The sequence below is a fragment of the Rhodococcus sp. NKCM2511 genome (genome assembly GCF_014905595.1).
In the GTDB taxonomy this organism is placed as follows: domain Bacteria; phylum Actinomycetota; class Actinomycetes; order Mycobacteriales; family Mycobacteriaceae; genus Rhodococcoides; species Rhodococcoides fascians.
In genome coordinates this window covers 16,191-30,365 of sequence record NZ_BNHJ02000003.1, presented here as the reverse complement: position 1 = coordinate 30,365, position 14,175 = coordinate 16,191, and the positions used below count along the sequence as shown (strand labels likewise).

Below are 14,175 nucleotides of genomic sequence, written 5' to 3'. Positions count from 1 at the left end.
CCGTACGACTAAGCTGCGGGCCGTGACGAAGGTATTGAACTCTCTCCCGGTCGGTGAACGAATCGGCATTGCATTCTCCGGTGGTCTCGACACCTCGGTGGCCGTGGCGTGGATGCGCGAGCACGGCGCGATCCCGTTTGCCTACACCGCCGACATCGGCCAGTACGACGAGCCGGATCTGTCCGACGTACCCGCCCGCGGCCTTGCGTACGGTGCCGAGCAGGCCCGGCTGATCGACTGCCGCGAACCGCTGGTCGAGGAAGGCCTCGCGGCACTGACCTGCGGCGCGTTCCACATCCGATCGTCACTGCAGACGTACTTCAACACCACTCCCCTCGGCCGCGCGGTGACCGGCACGCTGCTCGTGCGCGCGATGCAGGAGGACGGCGTCTCCATCTGGGGCGACGGCTCGACGTACAAGGGCAACGACATCGAGCGGTTCTACCGTTACGGCCTGCTCGCCAACCCCGAGTTGCGCATCTACAAGCCGTGGCTCGACGAGGCATTCGTCGCCGAGCTCGGCGGCAGGCACGAGATGTCGCAGTGGCTCACCCAGCGCACCCTCCCCTACCGTGACTCGGCCGAGAAGGCGTACTCCACCGACGCCAACATCTGGGGTGCCACCCACGAGGCGAAGCGTCTCGAATACCTCGACACATCCCTCGAGATCGTCTCGCCCATCATGGGTGTCCGCTTCTGGGACCCCGAGGTCGAGATCGCAGCCGAGGACGTCACCGTCGACTTCGAGCGTGGCCGTCCCGTTCGGATCAACGGCAAGTCCTTCGACAGTGCCGTCGACCTGGTGATGGAAGCCAACGCCATCGGCGGACGCCACGGGCTCGGCATGTCCGACCAGATCGAGAACCGGATCATCGAGGCCAAGAGTCGCGGCATCTACGAGGCCCCGGGCATGGCACTGCTGCACATCACGTACGAGCGGCTCGTCAACGCCGTCCACAACGAGGACACCATCGCCTCGTACCACAACGAGGGCCGCCGCCTCGGACGCCTGCTCTACGAGGGCCGTTGGTTCGATCCGCAGGCGCTCATGCTGCGCGAGGGCCTGCAGCGCTGGGTCGGCAACGTCGTCAGCGGCAGCGTGACGGTTCGCCTGCGCCGCGGTCAGGACTTCACCATCGTCGACACCCAGGGCAGCAACTTCAGCTACCACCCCGAGAAACTGTCGATGGAACGCAGCCAGGGCCAGGCCTTCTTCCCCGGCGACCGCATCGGCCAGTTGACGATGCGCAACCTCGACATCGCGGATTCGCGCAGCAAACTCGAGCAGTACGCCGCCCAGGATCAGCTGACCGCCTGGGGCGACCTGATCGGCGAACTCGCCCCCGGTGGAGCCGACGCCATCGCCGCCAGCAGCGCCGAGAACTCCGTGGACTCCGCCGCCCTCGACCACGCCGCAATCGAGTCCGGCACCGACTGACTTCTGGCTGCCGAACTCGAAGTTATGGACGGATTTCTGCCGATTTCCGTCCATAACTTCGAGTTCGGCTACTCCTCGGGCTCCGTCAGGCCCTGATGCTCGTCGCGCTCCGCCCACTCGAGTAGCTCGTCGATGGCGAACACCGCGTCGTCGATACCCGCATGCAGGTCGCCGAGTTCGGCGAATCTGGCCGGCACGGTGAAGATCGTGAACTCGCGTGGATCGACGTCGGGTACCTCGGCCCATGAAATGGGTGTCGACACAGTCGCTTTCGGGTTTCCCCGCACCGAATACGCGCTGGCGATCGTGTGGTCGCGGGCATTCTGGTTGTAATCGACGAACAACTTCGACGGGTCGCGATCCTTGCGCCACCACGTCGTCGTCACGTCCTCGGGTGCGCGGCGCTCCACCTCCCGCGCGAATGCCAGTGCAGCCCGTCGTAAATCCTTGAAGCCGTGGGCGGGGTCGATGCGAACGTAGATGTGCAGACCGTGACCGCCCGAGGTCTTGGGCCAGCCGACAGCGCCGAGATCTCCCAGAACGTCCTGCACCACGCCGGCGACGCGTTGGACCCGGTCGAAGGGGCAGTCGGGCATCGGATCGAGGTCGATGCGCCATTCGTCGGGCATCTCGACGTCGGCGCGGCGCGAGTTCCACGGATGGAACTCCACCGTCGACATCTGCACCGCCCACGCCACGTGCGCCAATTCGGTCACGCACAGCTCGTCCGCGGTGCGGTTGTAGCGGGGGAACGTCACCTCGACGGTCTCCAACCACGGCGGGGCTCCGTGCGGCACCCGCTTCTGGTGCACTTTTTCACCGGCGAGGCCCTTGGGGAAGCGATGCATCATGCACGGCCGTTCCCGCAACGCGCGGACGATGCCGTCGCCGACGCTCAGGTAGTAGTTCACCAGGTCCAGCTTCGTGGCACCGCTCTCGGGGAAATACACCCGATCGGGGTTGGAAATGCGCACCGTGCGCGTGCCCACCTCGAGTTCTATTGCCGGAGATGCCATACCAGCGACACTAGATGTACCCGCGGCCGCGCGCGCTCGGAAGTCGGAGATTTTCTCGCAGGTCCACCGGAGCTACGTGTGGGAACGCAGCGTGATGCCGTAGCGGTCTCGCTTGCGGTAGATCGTGGCCCGACTCATTCCCAGTTCCTCGCCCGCCTGATTCATCGTGATGCCGGGCCGGCTGAGTACTCGAATCATCTCGTCGCGCTCGAACGTCTCGATTCGTGTCAGACGTTGGGTGGTCCGCGAAAGCACCTCGGGCGGCAGGTGATTGACGCCGACGACGTCGGCGCGGACCGCCGCCTCGTGCATCACCGTCGCCAGCTCGGTGACGTTTCCCGGCCACGAATATCCGACGAGGGCTCGTTCGGCGTCCCCGGTCAGGCTGACCTCGCGTCCACGTGCCCGCAATGCCAGATGCCGAGCGAGCGGAGCGATGTCCTCGGGCCGATCGCGCAGCGGCGGGACCTCGACGACCGAACGCACCAACTGCGCCAGGGCAGCGGGAACAGCGTCGTAATCGGAGGCTGTCAGGGTGACGGGCACGCCGTCACCGACACGAGAGATCAGTTCCGCCAACGCGTCTGCCCCTCGCGCCGGAAGACGGTCTACGTCGCGGACGATGACTGCGGTGTCCGGCTTGGGCAGCTCGGGCGTCCACAGGTCCAGCCAGGCATCGACGTCTCGTGCCGCCGGAACTCCGGCACTCAGAATTCGACCCCGTGGGCGGATGGTACGCAGCGCTCGGGCCAGAATCGTGGCACGTCCGGTTCCCGGTTCTCCCACCAGCAGGACCGAATCATGTTGGCTCAGAGCTGTTTCGGAGGACGCGAGAGCCTGATTCCACCGCGTCGACAGCGTCGGGACGCTGCCCGCGCCCGGCCGACCCGATGACGCTTCGACGCGAAAGACCGTCCCACGTGGTGCCGGACGCGCGTGCTGTCCCTGCGCTCGCGCGAGCATCATCGCCGCGGTGTTCCCTGCCGCCGACTGAGCAAGGGCCAGCAGCAGATCCGTCGACGACTCCGACCACGTGGTCAGGTTGACGCAGCCCTCCACGGTGCCCGTCATCGGGTTCAGCACCGGCGCCGCGGCGCAGGTGTACCCGGTGAGCGAAAGCGAGTAATGCTCCGAGGCACGCACCACTGCGGGAATTCGATCGGCGAGCGCGAGGGCGAGGCCGTTGGTGCCCGCCTGGTTCTCGCCGTACGAGAAGCCGGGGGCCAGATGCACACGGTCGAGCGCGGCCAACAGCTCGCGGTCCGCGCTCACTCGATCGAGCACCAGACCGTCGGCGTCGGTCAGCATCATCGACACCGGCTCGTTCGCCAACGTGTCGCGCAGTCCGTCGAGCACTTCGCGTCCACATCGGTAAAACAGCGATTCGCCGTCGTAGGTGCCCGAAAATGCGGGTACGACGTCTTCGAGTGGCACTCCGAATTCCTGGCTTCGGTGCCACGATGCGAGCAACCGATGCGACACGGCAGCAAGGGGCTCCGAGTGCAAGCGGGCCCGTACGAGACCCTCGGGATCTGCCATGTGATTCAGGTTACATTCGCTGGTCGCCATGGATCCGAAACCAGCGTCTCGAATTGAGACATCACGCCACTTCGTCGAGCCTCCGCCGCGCCTACCGTCATCCACAGATCGCTTGTGACAGACGTCACGCACAGTCTCTGGAGGTCAGCCATGTACAGCAAGAACGGCGAGAACTACTTCATCGTGGACGCCCACGTCGCGCTCTGGGATGCGCGGCAGGAAAACCAGCGCAACATCCACGGCAAGCAGTTCATCGACTGCTTCTACGACTACCACCGCAACCTCTCCCCCGAGAGCGAGCTGTGGACCTACGACGAGTACCTCTACCAAGGCGGCGATCGGTTGATGCGCGACCTGTTCGAGATCGGATACGTCGACCACGCCATCTTCCAGCCCGCTCACCTGGGCGAGTTCTATCACCGCGGGTTCGGCCAGACCGACGAAGCATCGGCGCTCGCTGCAGCTCACCCGGACAAGCTGACCTACAACCATCACTTCGACCCACGCAACGGCGAACGTGGCCTGGACCAGCTGCGTGCCGATGCAGAACGCTTCGGGCTCAAGGGCGTCAAGCTCTACACGGCCGACTGGCACGGCGATTCTCGCGGTTACAAGCTCGACGACGACTGGACCCGGCGTTACCTCGACGTGTGCCGCGAGGTCGGCATCAAGAACATCCACGTGCACAAGGGACCCACCATCCGCCCGCTCGATCGCGATGCGTTCGACGTGGCGGACGTCGACCACGTGGCCACCGACTTCACCGATCTGAACTTCGTCGTCGAGCACTGCGGCCTTCCGCGCCTGGAGGACTTCTGCTGGATCGCCACCCAGGAGCCCAACGTGTACGCCGGCCTCGCGGTCGCCATCCCGTTCATGCACACGCGCCCGAAGTACTTCGGTCAGATCATGGGCGAGCTGCTCTACTGGCTGGGCGAGGACCGCATCTTCTTCTCCTCGGACTACGCGCTGTGGACGCCCAAGTGGTTGGTCGAAGGGTTCGTCGACTTCCAGATCCACGAGTCCCTCGACGAATACGCACCGATCACGCTCGAACAGAAGAAGAAGGTGCTCGGACTGAACGCCGCCAAGCTCTACGACATCCCGGTGCCGGCCGAACTGCAGTTGCCCGACGCGAACGAAACCGAGACCGGACCGCGTCAGCCCGAACGCGCCGACCTTGTGGCGGTGTGAGATGACGGTCGTTGCAACCCTGTCGAGGCACGACGAGGCCTACGCCGCCCTCGGAGTCGTCCTGGATCCCGAATTGGACGAGCCGATCACCGATCTCGGGTTCGTGCGATCCCTCGAGGTCGACGACGGGACAGTGCACGTTCATCTGCGGTTGCCCACGTCGTTCTGCTCACCGAACTTCGCGTACCTGATGTCGGGGGATGCGAAAGATGTGTTGACGGCGTTGCCGTGGACCGAGCACGTTCTCGTCGAACTCGACGATCACCACGACTCGGACAAGATCAATGCCGGCCTCGCCGCCGACGCCGGCTACCGCGGCACCTTCGGGCACGAGGCCGAGGAGGACCTCGAGGAATTACGCGCGACGTTTCGCCGCAAGGCCTATGTGGCGGCGATGGAACGGTCGCTCATGGCGTGGTTGCGCGCCAATCCCGACTCGACCGAGAACGACTTGGCCGCAGTGGTTCTCGGAGATCTACCGGACGATCGCACCTCGACCGCGCTGCTTCGCCGCCGCGAGGCTCTCGGCCTGCGGACCGATCCGGCCGCACCGGCACTGGTCGATCATGCGGGTCGCCCGCACACCGGCGACCTGACGATGGTGATGCGACGCGCCCGCGCCACCCGAGTCTCGATCGACGGCAACGCCCACTTCTGCCGCGGATTGCTGCAGACCCGCTACCCCGGCGCGGAGGAACAGCAAGTCCCCCGCGAGGAGGGTGCGTTCGTTCCTCTCACCACTCTCACTGTCCCCCTCCGCACTACACAGGAGCATGTTTCATGAGTTCGATGCGCGCCGTCCAGGTCGTCGGATATCACAAGAATCTGGAGATGACCGAGGTTCCGATTCCAGAAGTACGGGGCCCACTCGACGTCATCGTCAGGATCGGCGGTGCCGGCGTATGCCGTACCGATCTGCACATCCTCGAAGGCCAGTGGGCCGAGAAATCCGGCGTCACACTGCCTTACACGATCGGCCACGAGAACGCCGGGTGGGTACATGCCGTCGGATCGGCCGTCACCAACGTCCGCGAGGGCGACAAGGTGATTCTGCATCCACTCGTCACGTGCGGGTTGTGTCGGGCGTGCCGCTCGGGCGACGACGTCCACTGCGAGACGAGCGATTTCCCGGGTATCGACACCAACGGTGGATACGCCGATTACCTACGGACCAATGCGCGAACCGTCGTCAAGATCGACGATTCGCTCGAACCGTCCGCGGTCGCTGCGCTCGCCGACGCCGGACTGACGGCCTATCACGCCGCAGCCAAAGCAGCCCGGCGGCTGACTCCCCGCGACAAGTGCGTCGTCATCGGAGCAGGCGGCCTCGGCCACATCGGCATTCAGGTACTCGAGGCACTCTCCCCCGCCGAGTTGATCGTCATCGACCGCAATGCCGACGCCGTGAAACTCGCGCTCACCTTGGGGGCCGATCATGCGGTGGTCGCCGACGGCAGTCAGGTCGATCAGGTCATGGAACTCACCGGCGGCTTCGGAGCCGAGGTGGTACTCGACTTCGTCGGCGAGAACGGCTCCACCGCAGAGGGATTGGCCATGACGAGGCGGGCCGGCGACTATCACGTCATCGGGTACGGAGAGAACGTCGACGTGCCGACCATCGACCTGGTGTCGGCGGAGAAGAACATCGTCGGCAATCTCGTCGGGTCCTACAACGACCTGTGCGACTTGATGTCCCTCGCCGCCCGTGGTGCCGTCAACCTGCACACGCAGACATACGCACTGGACGACTTCCAGAGCGCCATCGACGACCTCGACAACGGACGGGTTCGCGGCCGCGCGATTCTCGTACCGTGAAATCGGGTACAACCCAGATTCGTCACTACAACCACAGGGAGCAACGTTGATCTTCATCACCGCCAAGTTCAAGGTGAAGCCCGAGCACGCCGACAACTGGCCCGAGATCTCGCGCGACTTCACCGAGGCCTGCCAGGCCGAGGAAGGATGCCTCTGGTACTTCTGGTCCCGCACCCTCGACGACCCCACCGAGTACGTCCTCGTGGAGGCGTTCAAGGACCCTGATGCCGGTGCCGCCCATGTGAATTCGGATCACTTCAAGCAGGCCCAGAAGGATCTCCCGCCGTATCTGGTGGAGACGCCGAAGATCATCAGCCAGGAAGTCGACGGCACCGACTGGAACGAACTGGGCGAGCTCGCGGTCGACTAGTTCGTTCGTCTAATCCCTTTCGCGATCCCGGATCACCTGGCCGAGCGTCATGACGGCGTCGGCGAACTGCCCCGGCAACTCCTGGGGCGGGTTGTGGCCGCACTCGACCTGACGAACATCGATCAGGTCGGTGAAGTGCGCCGTGTGGTCCGGGCGGCCGTACAGCGAGGCGACGGTGTCCTCGGTCGGATCGATCACGACCGTGGGCACCGTGATCGCCGGTTGCCGTGTCAGTAACTCCTGCGTCGCGGCGTAAGCGGCGTCGCCCGCCTCGATGCCGTATCGGTGCCGATAGGAATGCACGGACACATCCACGAAATCGGGGTTGTCGAACGATGGCGCGGTGGCCGCGAATTCGGAGTCCCCGAACCTCCATGTCGGCGACCAATCCGTCCACAGTGTCTGCGCGATCTCGGCGCGGTAGGCCGCGAGCCCGGCCCGGCCGCGCTCGGAGTGCAGGTAGTACTGATACCAATACCGCTTCTCGAGGTGCGGCAGCACGGGCGTGGACACCGCCGCCTCGATGTCCTGCACGAGGTACCCGGACACGATCACCAGACCGGACACCAATTCCGGCCACAGCGCGGCGACGACGCACGCCGCTCGGCCACCCCAGTCGTAGCCCGCGACGATGGGGTCGTTCAGCTCCAGGGCGAGGATCAGCTCGCGAAGATCGTGGCCGATCGCAGCCTGTTCACCCGAGCGCATCGTGTCGGCGTCGACGAAGCGAGTCGGTCCGAAACCGCGCAGGTAGGGCACCACCACGTCGTAGCCGGACTGAGCGAGCAGCCTGGCGACGTCGTCGTAACTGCGCGGGTCGTACGGAAACCCGTGCATCAGCACTACCGATCGACCCGACGGATCACCGACGCGTTCGTACGCAACCTCCAGCACCCCTGCGCGAATCATCATGGGTCCATGCTCGCATTGCCGGGCTGAGGGTCAGCTGCTCAACACGTCCTGCATGCCGGGAGCGAGAACATCCGAGAGGTCGGTCCAGGGGATTGTGATCGTGACGAGGCCGATGCCATAGGCCCCCACCTGGTAGTCACCGAAGTGAATGTTCATACCTTCCGGCGATGCCGTCCAGTTGCCGAAGTTGGCCACCGTCGGCTCGATGCCCGAGCGCTCGAAGCTCGCGCCCGCGCGGGTGGACGGGAGAATTGCCGCTGCTCGATCGGACAGTCGAGACAGACCGACATCGAGGTCGGTGAAGGCATCACCGAGCGTGATCGGCTGTGCGGTATCGGCATCAATGGTCACGGTTGCAAGCAGTGAATTACCGTGCGCTCCGGGCGGTACGGCGATCCAATCGGTGATCTGTTCGGCACTGATCACGCGCCGCCCGACATAGGTCGTACCCGTCGAGTAGCCGTCGCTGAGGGCGAAGTCGTTCCCGTACTCGCGGTCGATCTGATCCTGGAGCGCGGCGCGCATCGACTCGTTGAACTCCGCCGTCACGGCCGGATTGCCGCCGCTCAGCTGTGGAATCGCGACGTCGTAGGTCGCACGCGCTGTCGATCCGGTGATGCGCGTACTGCCGACGACGTACGGCTCGGCGGCACTCGAGGTGGGAGGCGGAGTTGTGCTCGTCGGCTCGGCGCGCTCGGTCGTGACCCTGACTTCGGTGATCGTCGGAGCCGACGCCGGCGTGGCGGTTCCCGAGGTGGAGCAGCCCGTTAAGGCCGCGGTCACGGCCACTGCCGCGACCATCGAGCAGATACGAGTCATGCCCGACCCTAACCACATCGCGGCACCGGGTACCACGAATCGGGTGCAGCTGACCGCGCTCAATCTCGACTCACAAGCAGCCTGGCAAAGAGGGTCAGCGCGGCTGCCCGCACCCGATTCGGGCAATCCAAAACTGGAGCTCCGCGAGGATGCCCAAATGAACGCGCTTTCATTACTAGTTTCCTTTGCGTTCACTTTCACGGTTGGTGCTGTATACATTGCGCCGTCAAGCTTCAGAAACACGATGAAAGCGCGTTCACTGGCGCACGACTTGAAAGACCGAGATGAACCACACGAAAAAACTGTTCACGGGATTGATCGTCACGGCAACGCTTCTGACCGGCGCATGTGCCCCACCGAGCGACAAAACCGACAGCGAACAGGGCGAATCGCTGGTGATCTACAGCAACTCGGTCGGCGATGGGCGTGGCGAGTGGCTGTCAGAACAAGCAAAGGCAGCCGGCTTCACCTTGAACTTCGTGGATCTGGGCGGCGGAGACGTGATGAACCGGCTGACCGCAGAGAAGAACAATCCGCTCGCGGACGTCACCTTCGGACTGAACAACGTGTACTTCGAGAAGCTCAAAGCGCAGGACGTTCTCGAGCCCTACACGCCGGCATGGTCCGACGATGTCGACGCGTCATTGGGCGACGCGGACACCGATCTGTTCTGGCCGATCGTGCGCGAGCCGGTCATGCTCGTCTACAACAAAGCCGCGTACCCCAGTGCGGCAGACGCCCCGCAGGACTGGTCCGATCTCTGGACCAAGCCCCAGTTCGAGAACCGCTACGAGGTGCAGACGACTCTCGGCGGCGCGACCACCCAAATGGTCATCGCCGGAATCCTGGCTCGCTATCCAGACCCAGAAGGCGAGCTCGGTGTGAGCGCCGAGGGCTGGTCACAGATTGAGTCGTACTTCGCGAAGGGGAATCCCTCGGTCCCGGGTACCGATCTCTATGCACGCATGAAGAGTGGTGAGGTCGACGCCGGACAGATGTGGTTGGCAGGCAAACCCGCTCGCGAAGCTCAGTACGACATCGAATCCGAGGCTGTCGAGCCCGCGATAGGTGTCCCCTACGCGGTCCAGCAGGTCGCGCTGGTGAAGGGGACCAAGAAGACAGAGGAAGCGAAACGGTTCATCGACTGGTTCGGATCCGCCGACGTTCAGGCCGCCTGGTCCAACAAGTTCTTCACTGCCCCGACCAACAGAATGGCGCTGGCCACTGCCGACCAGGACGCAATCGCACAGACGGACTCGTTCACCGTTCAAGACATCGATTGGGACCTCGTCGCGCGGAACATCGACAAGTGGATCGAGAAAATCGAGCTCGAATACTCGAAGGGCTGACGGCGGTGATCACGTTCGACAAGGTCGTCGTCCGCTACGGCGACGTCACGGTACTGCCGGAATACGATCTCACGGTCGAAGAAGGTGAATTCTTCACGCTGCTCGGCCCGTCTGGATGTGGGAAGTCGACGGCGTTGCGCACCCTTGCGGGATTCGTCACGCCGCATTCGGGTGAGGTGCACGTTGCCGGTCAGAACGTGACCCACTTGCCCAGTCACCGACGCCAGATCGGGATGGTGTTCCAGAACTACGCATTGTTCCCCTCCCTCTCCGTCCGCGACAACATGGCCTTCGGCCTGAAGGCAACCGGGGTATCGGCGTCGGAGCGGGACGAGCGTGTCCGTTCCATTGCTCGCGACGTCGACCTGAGTGAGGCCATCCTGGACAAGGGCATCGCCGAACTGTCTGGCGGACAACAACAACGCGTCGCCATTGCGCGTGCTTTGGTGCTGCGCCCACGCATTCTGCTGCTCGACGAACCGCTCTCGAACCTCGACGCGAAGCTCCGCGGACAGTTGCGCGGCCAACTCAAGGAACTACAGACGCAATTCGGCATCACCACGGTTTATGTCACCCACGATCAGGACGAAGCCTTGGCCCTCAGCGACCGCATCGCAGTCATGAACGGCGGACGCATCGAACAGGTGGGCACCCCGAACCAGGTCTACACGCGGTCCTCCACCGAATTCGTCTGCAACTTCGTCGGTGAGTCGAACCGGTTGAGTACCGACATGATCGATGCTCTTCGCGCCGGCGGTGCGCAACATCTCGACCCGAGCAAGCCCAGCTACGTCCGCGTCGAGAAAGTCGCTCTCACCCCCGCGTCGGAGGCACGCCTGTTGCACGAGACGATGCGAGGCGAAATCCGTTCTCGGAGTTACCACGGGCTGTACAGCTCGTACCACATCGATACGGCCGGTGGACCGTTGCGCAGCATCGTTCCGGAAAGCGCCGGCCGCGTTTTCGACAAGGGTGACGTGGTGGACATCGACGTCGATGCTCGCGACGTCCTTCAGTACGAGGACGCGGCATGAACAGATCTGCCGGGCAACTCCTCCGTTCACCGCTGTTCTTGATTGTCTGGGCCGCGCTGCTCTGGTTCATCGGAGCGTTTCTGATCTATCCGAATCTGCGCATGCTCGGCCAAGTCTTTCTCCCCGGCGGAAATCTGAGTTTCATTGCAATCGAACGTCTTTCGTCCTCGGATCGAGCAATGGCGTCATTGCGCAACAGCCTTCTGCTGGCGATCGTATTGTCGGTCACCGTCAACGCAGTGGGCATCTTCATCGTGCTGGTGACCCGCTATTTCGATATCCGCGGCTCGAGGATTCTTTCCATCGGCTATGCCACGACGCTGATCTACGGTGGCATCGTTCTCGTCGCCGGCTACAAGTTCATCTACGGACAGAACGGAATCGTCACCACCGCCGTCCGGCGACTGTGGCCCGGTCTCGATGCCGGCTGGTTCAGCGGAATGTTTGCTGTCGCGTTCGTGATGACGTTCGCCTCCACCGGTTATCACCTACTCTTCTTGAGCAGCGCCATGGCGAAGGTCGACTTCTCGACCATCGAGGCCGCGAAAATGATGGGCGCGTCCAATTGGTCCGTACTGCGATCTGTAGTTCTACCGACGCTGCGGCCGATGATCTTTGCCATCACCATCCTCACCTTTCTGGGCGGTCTCGGCGCACTGGCAGCACCACAGGTGCTGGGCGGTCAGGACTTTCAGACGATTACGCCCTTGATTCTCGCGTTCGCCAGCGCTCCGAGTTCGCGTGATCTTGCGGCTACGCTCGCCATCGTCCTCGGCCTTGCCACAATCGTGCTGCTGATGGTGATGAACAAGCTGGAAAAAGGGGGGACGTACTTCTCTGTCTCGAAAGTACCTGCCACGATGAAAAAGCAGAAGATCGAAAATCCGGTGGTCAACGCGATCGTGCATGCGGTGGCTTACGTGCTGTTCGCCGTGTACACACTGCCGCCTCTGCTGATCATCATATTCTCGTTCACCGACTCCGCCGCGATCCAAAGTGCCAGCCTGTCGTGGGACAGCTTCACGCTGAGCAACTACGCGCAGGTGTTCACCGACTACACCCACCTGTGGCCATTGCTCGTCAGCATCGGTTACAGCGCCGCAGCCACGGCCGTCGTGGTCTTCGGAATGCTGTTCGTAGCGCGGATCGTGCAGCGCTATCGAAATCCGATCACCAGCGCGATTCAGTACCTGCTGCTCATTCCCTGGATTCTGCCGTCCACCATGATCGCGCTCGGACTGATCATTGCGTTCGACCACAGCGAATGGATGGTCGGCAACGCAGTGCTCACCGGGACAGTGTCGATCCTCGCAATCGCGTACGTGATCGTGAAGATCCCGTTCACCATGCGGGTATTGCAGGCGGCGTACGCGTCGGTGCCCGATCAGCTCGAGGAAGCGGCGGCAATCCTCGGCGCGAGTACGTTCACCACGTTTCGCCGTGTGCTGTTTCCCATCGTCGCACCCACTGCGGCTGCCGTCGCCGCACTGAATTTCAACAGCCTGCTCGACGACTACGACATGGCCGTCTTCCTGTCTCACCCGCTTTATCAGCCGCTCGGCATCGTGATCAAGAACGCGACGACCTCGGAAACACTCAACGACGCCACCGCCCTGACCTTCGTCTACACCGTCATTCTGATGGTGATCACAGGAACGACGATGTATCTGGTGTACGGAAGAACGAGCCACTCCCGTGGTAGCGAAAGACACCGTCGCGCACAGGCTCTCGAACCCGAAGGCACTACCCACACCCCGACGCGGACGCTCGTGACCACCGTCGCAGCACCAGTGTTGTCCGGCGCAATACAGGAGAAATGATGTTCGGTTCACCGCAGTACGCCCAGGAGAACGCCACTATCAACACCGCACTCGCCCTTCGGCGTCCACTCGTCGCGGTGCACCGGGGAACGGGACTCGGGTCGATCGCCGAGAATACCCAGGCAGCTGTTGTCGCTGCGGTCCGGCAGGGCGCAGACATGGTCGAATTCGACGTCGTGCGATCGACCGACGGCGAGTTCTTCCTGTTTCACGACGGGTACGAGGCCCTCCATTTCGGCTTCGAGGACAAGATCGGCACACTGACGGCCGAGCAGATTCGGGCGCTGCGTTACCGGTGGAATTCCGACGAACCGTACGGGGTCACAGCGCTTGCCGACGTCTTGAACAACCACCCCGACACCCTGTTCAACGTCGATCGGTCGTGGTGGTTCTGGGATACGCTCCTGCCCTACCTGGACCGGTTCGCAATCGACGGTCGAGTGCTACTGAAATGTCCGGTCGAGACCGTCTGGCTCGACACGTTGGCGGCACATCCCGTCAAGTACAGCCTCGCCCCCATAGCGCGCACCCACGAAGAGGTGCTCCAGGTACTCGCCCGAGATGACGTCAACACCATTGGAATCGAATTGATCGCGGATCGGCCCGGTCACGAATTTGCGACGCCCGACTACACCGAATGGCTGCACGCGCAGGGCAAGCTGGTGTTCCTGAGCGCGTTGACCATGCGCAGTCGGGACCACTTGTTCTGTGGGTGGGACGACGAGACATCGATACTCCGCGGCCCGGAGTTCGGGTGGGACCGGCTGACCGCACTCGATCCCGACATCATTCAGACCGATTGGCCGGGCCTGCTCATCGGCCATCTTCGTTCGACCGCGACGTACGACTCGCCATCGCGGTCGCAGTAA

General features: G+C 63.4%; 13 protein-coding genes. 9 read left to right on the top strand and 4 right to left on the bottom strand.

All coding sequences use genetic code 11. The features are described 5' to 3' along the window. Positions 1-22: 22 nt before the first annotated feature. On the top strand, positions 23-1,438 hold the full coding sequence (gene argG / locus JLZ96_RS19540; protein ID WP_201011058.1) for an argininosuccinate synthase: 1,416 nt from the start codon (positions 23-25) through the stop codon (positions 1,436-1,438). A 68-nt stretch (positions 1,439-1,506) separates the two neighbouring features. Here argG and ligD read toward each other — a convergent pair whose 3' ends face one another. Together ligD and JLZ96_RS19530 are read right to left on the bottom strand one after the other, a co-directional pair. Next, positions 1,507-2,454 (bottom strand): non-homologous end-joining DNA ligase, encoded by a 948-nt coding sequence (ligD, locus tag JLZ96_RS19535; protein WP_201011057.1) that lies wholly within the window; start codon positions 2,452-2,454, stop codon positions 1,507-1,509. A gap of 72 nt (positions 2,455-2,526) precedes the next feature. Beyond that, positions 2,527-3,993: a helix-turn-helix domain-containing protein gene (locus JLZ96_RS19530; RefSeq protein ID WP_051365423.1), complete on the bottom strand. Its 1,467-nt coding sequence runs from the start codon at positions 3,991-3,993 to the stop codon at positions 2,527-2,529. A gap of 150 nt (positions 3,994-4,143) precedes the next feature. On the opposite strand from JLZ96_RS19530, the gene JLZ96_RS19525 reads away from it, so the two are divergent. Genes JLZ96_RS19525 through JLZ96_RS19510 form a run of 4 tightly spaced genes read left to right on the top strand, consistent with a single transcriptional unit; the run spans position 4,144 to position 7,372 of the window. Beyond that, the gene (locus JLZ96_RS19525) at positions 4,144-5,187 is read left to right on the top strand and encodes an amidohydrolase family protein (protein ID WP_201011056.1); all 1,044 of its coding nucleotides are present in this window, start codon (positions 4,144-4,146) and stop codon (positions 5,185-5,187) included. Between the two features lies 1 nt (position 5,188). Further along, the gene (locus tag JLZ96_RS19520) at positions 5,189-5,971 is read left to right on the top strand and encodes an iron-sulfur cluster assembly protein (RefSeq protein WP_201011055.1); all 783 of its coding nucleotides are present in this window, start codon (positions 5,189-5,191) and stop codon (positions 5,969-5,971) included. A 5-nt stretch (positions 5,972-5,976) separates the two neighbouring features. Then, positions 5,977-7,002, top strand: coding sequence for an NAD(P)-dependent alcohol dehydrogenase (locus JLZ96_RS19515; RefSeq protein ID WP_037188594.1), 1,026 nt, complete (start codon positions 5,977-5,979; stop codon positions 7,000-7,002). 46 nt (positions 7,003-7,048) lie between these two features. Continuing rightward, a complete protein-coding gene (locus tag JLZ96_RS19510) occupies positions 7,049-7,372 on the top strand; it encodes a putative quinol monooxygenase (RefSeq protein WP_032365151.1) in 324 nt (107 codons plus the stop codon). Between the two features lie 9 nt (positions 7,373-7,381). On the opposite strand, the gene JLZ96_RS19505 is transcribed toward JLZ96_RS19510, so the two are convergent. After that, positions 7,382-8,284, bottom strand: a complete 903-nt coding sequence (locus tag JLZ96_RS19505) for an alpha/beta fold hydrolase (protein ID WP_201011054.1) — start codon at positions 8,282-8,284, stop codon at positions 7,382-7,384. A gap of 30 nt (positions 8,285-8,314) precedes the next feature. Beyond that, positions 8,315-9,103, bottom strand: coding sequence for an RsiV family protein (locus JLZ96_RS19500; protein ID WP_201011053.1), 789 nt, complete (start codon positions 9,101-9,103; stop codon positions 8,315-8,317). 284 nt (positions 9,104-9,387) lie between these two features. Between JLZ96_RS19500 and JLZ96_RS19495 the strand changes: the two genes are divergently transcribed. From JLZ96_RS19495 to JLZ96_RS19480, 4 genes are read left to right on the top strand one after another with little or no spacing between them, the layout of a single operon-like run. Next, complete coding sequence (locus tag JLZ96_RS19495) at positions 9,388-10,452, top strand: extracellular solute-binding protein (RefSeq protein ID WP_201011052.1); 1,065 nt, start codon at positions 9,388-9,390, stop codon at positions 10,450-10,452. After that, the gene (locus tag JLZ96_RS19490; RefSeq protein ID WP_201011051.1) at positions 10,413-11,486 is read left to right on the top strand and encodes an ABC transporter ATP-binding protein; all 1,074 of its coding nucleotides are present in this window, start codon (positions 10,413-10,415) and stop codon (positions 11,484-11,486) included. The genes JLZ96_RS19495 and JLZ96_RS19490 overlap by 40 nt, the downstream gene beginning before the upstream one ends. Beyond that, the gene (locus JLZ96_RS19485) at positions 11,483-13,306 is read left to right on the top strand and encodes an iron ABC transporter permease (RefSeq protein WP_201011050.1); all 1,824 of its coding nucleotides are present in this window, start codon (positions 11,483-11,485) and stop codon (positions 13,304-13,306) included. Before JLZ96_RS19490 ends, JLZ96_RS19485 begins: the two co-directional genes overlap by 4 nt. Then, positions 13,306-14,175 (top strand): glycerophosphodiester phosphodiesterase family protein, encoded by an 870-nt coding sequence (locus JLZ96_RS19480; RefSeq protein WP_201011049.1) that lies wholly within the window; start codon positions 13,306-13,308, stop codon positions 14,173-14,175. The genes JLZ96_RS19485 and JLZ96_RS19480 overlap by 1 nt, the downstream gene beginning before the upstream one ends.

Excerpts from the sequence above, each read along its gene's own strand:
- JLZ96_RS19525 (WP_201011056.1), top strand. The coding sequence starts at position 4,144 with ATGTACAGCAAGAACGGCGAGAACTACTTCATCGTGGACGCCCACGTC.
- JLZ96_RS19530 (WP_051365423.1), bottom strand. The coding sequence starts at position 3,993 with ATGGCAGATCCCGAGGGTCTCGTACGGGCCCGCTTGCACTCGGAGCCC.
- JLZ96_RS19500 (WP_201011053.1), bottom strand. The coding sequence starts at position 9,103 with ATGACTCGTATCTGCTCGATGGTCGCGGCAGTGGCCGTGACCGCGGCC.
- JLZ96_RS19520 (WP_201011055.1), top strand. The coding sequence starts at position 5,189 with ATGACGGTCGTTGCAACCCTGTCGAGGCACGACGAGGCCTACGCCGCC.
- JLZ96_RS19515 (WP_037188594.1), top strand. The coding sequence starts at position 5,977 with ATGCGCGCCGTCCAGGTCGTCGGATATCACAAGAATCTGGAGATGACC.
- JLZ96_RS19495 (WP_201011052.1), top strand. The coding sequence starts at position 9,388 with ATGAACCACACGAAAAAACTGTTCACGGGATTGATCGTCACGGCAACG.
- JLZ96_RS19480 (WP_201011049.1), top strand. The coding sequence starts at position 13,306 with ATGTTCGGTTCACCGCAGTACGCCCAGGAGAACGCCACTATCAACACC.
- JLZ96_RS19485 (WP_201011050.1), top strand. The coding sequence starts at position 11,483 with ATGAACAGATCTGCCGGGCAACTCCTCCGTTCACCGCTGTTCTTGATT.
- ligD (WP_201011057.1), bottom strand. The coding sequence starts at position 2,454 with ATGGCATCTCCGGCAATAGAACTCGAGGTGGGCACGCGCACGGTGCGC.
- JLZ96_RS19505 (WP_201011054.1), bottom strand. The coding sequence starts at position 8,284 with ATGATGATTCGCGCAGGGGTGCTGGAGGTTGCGTACGAACGCGTCGGT.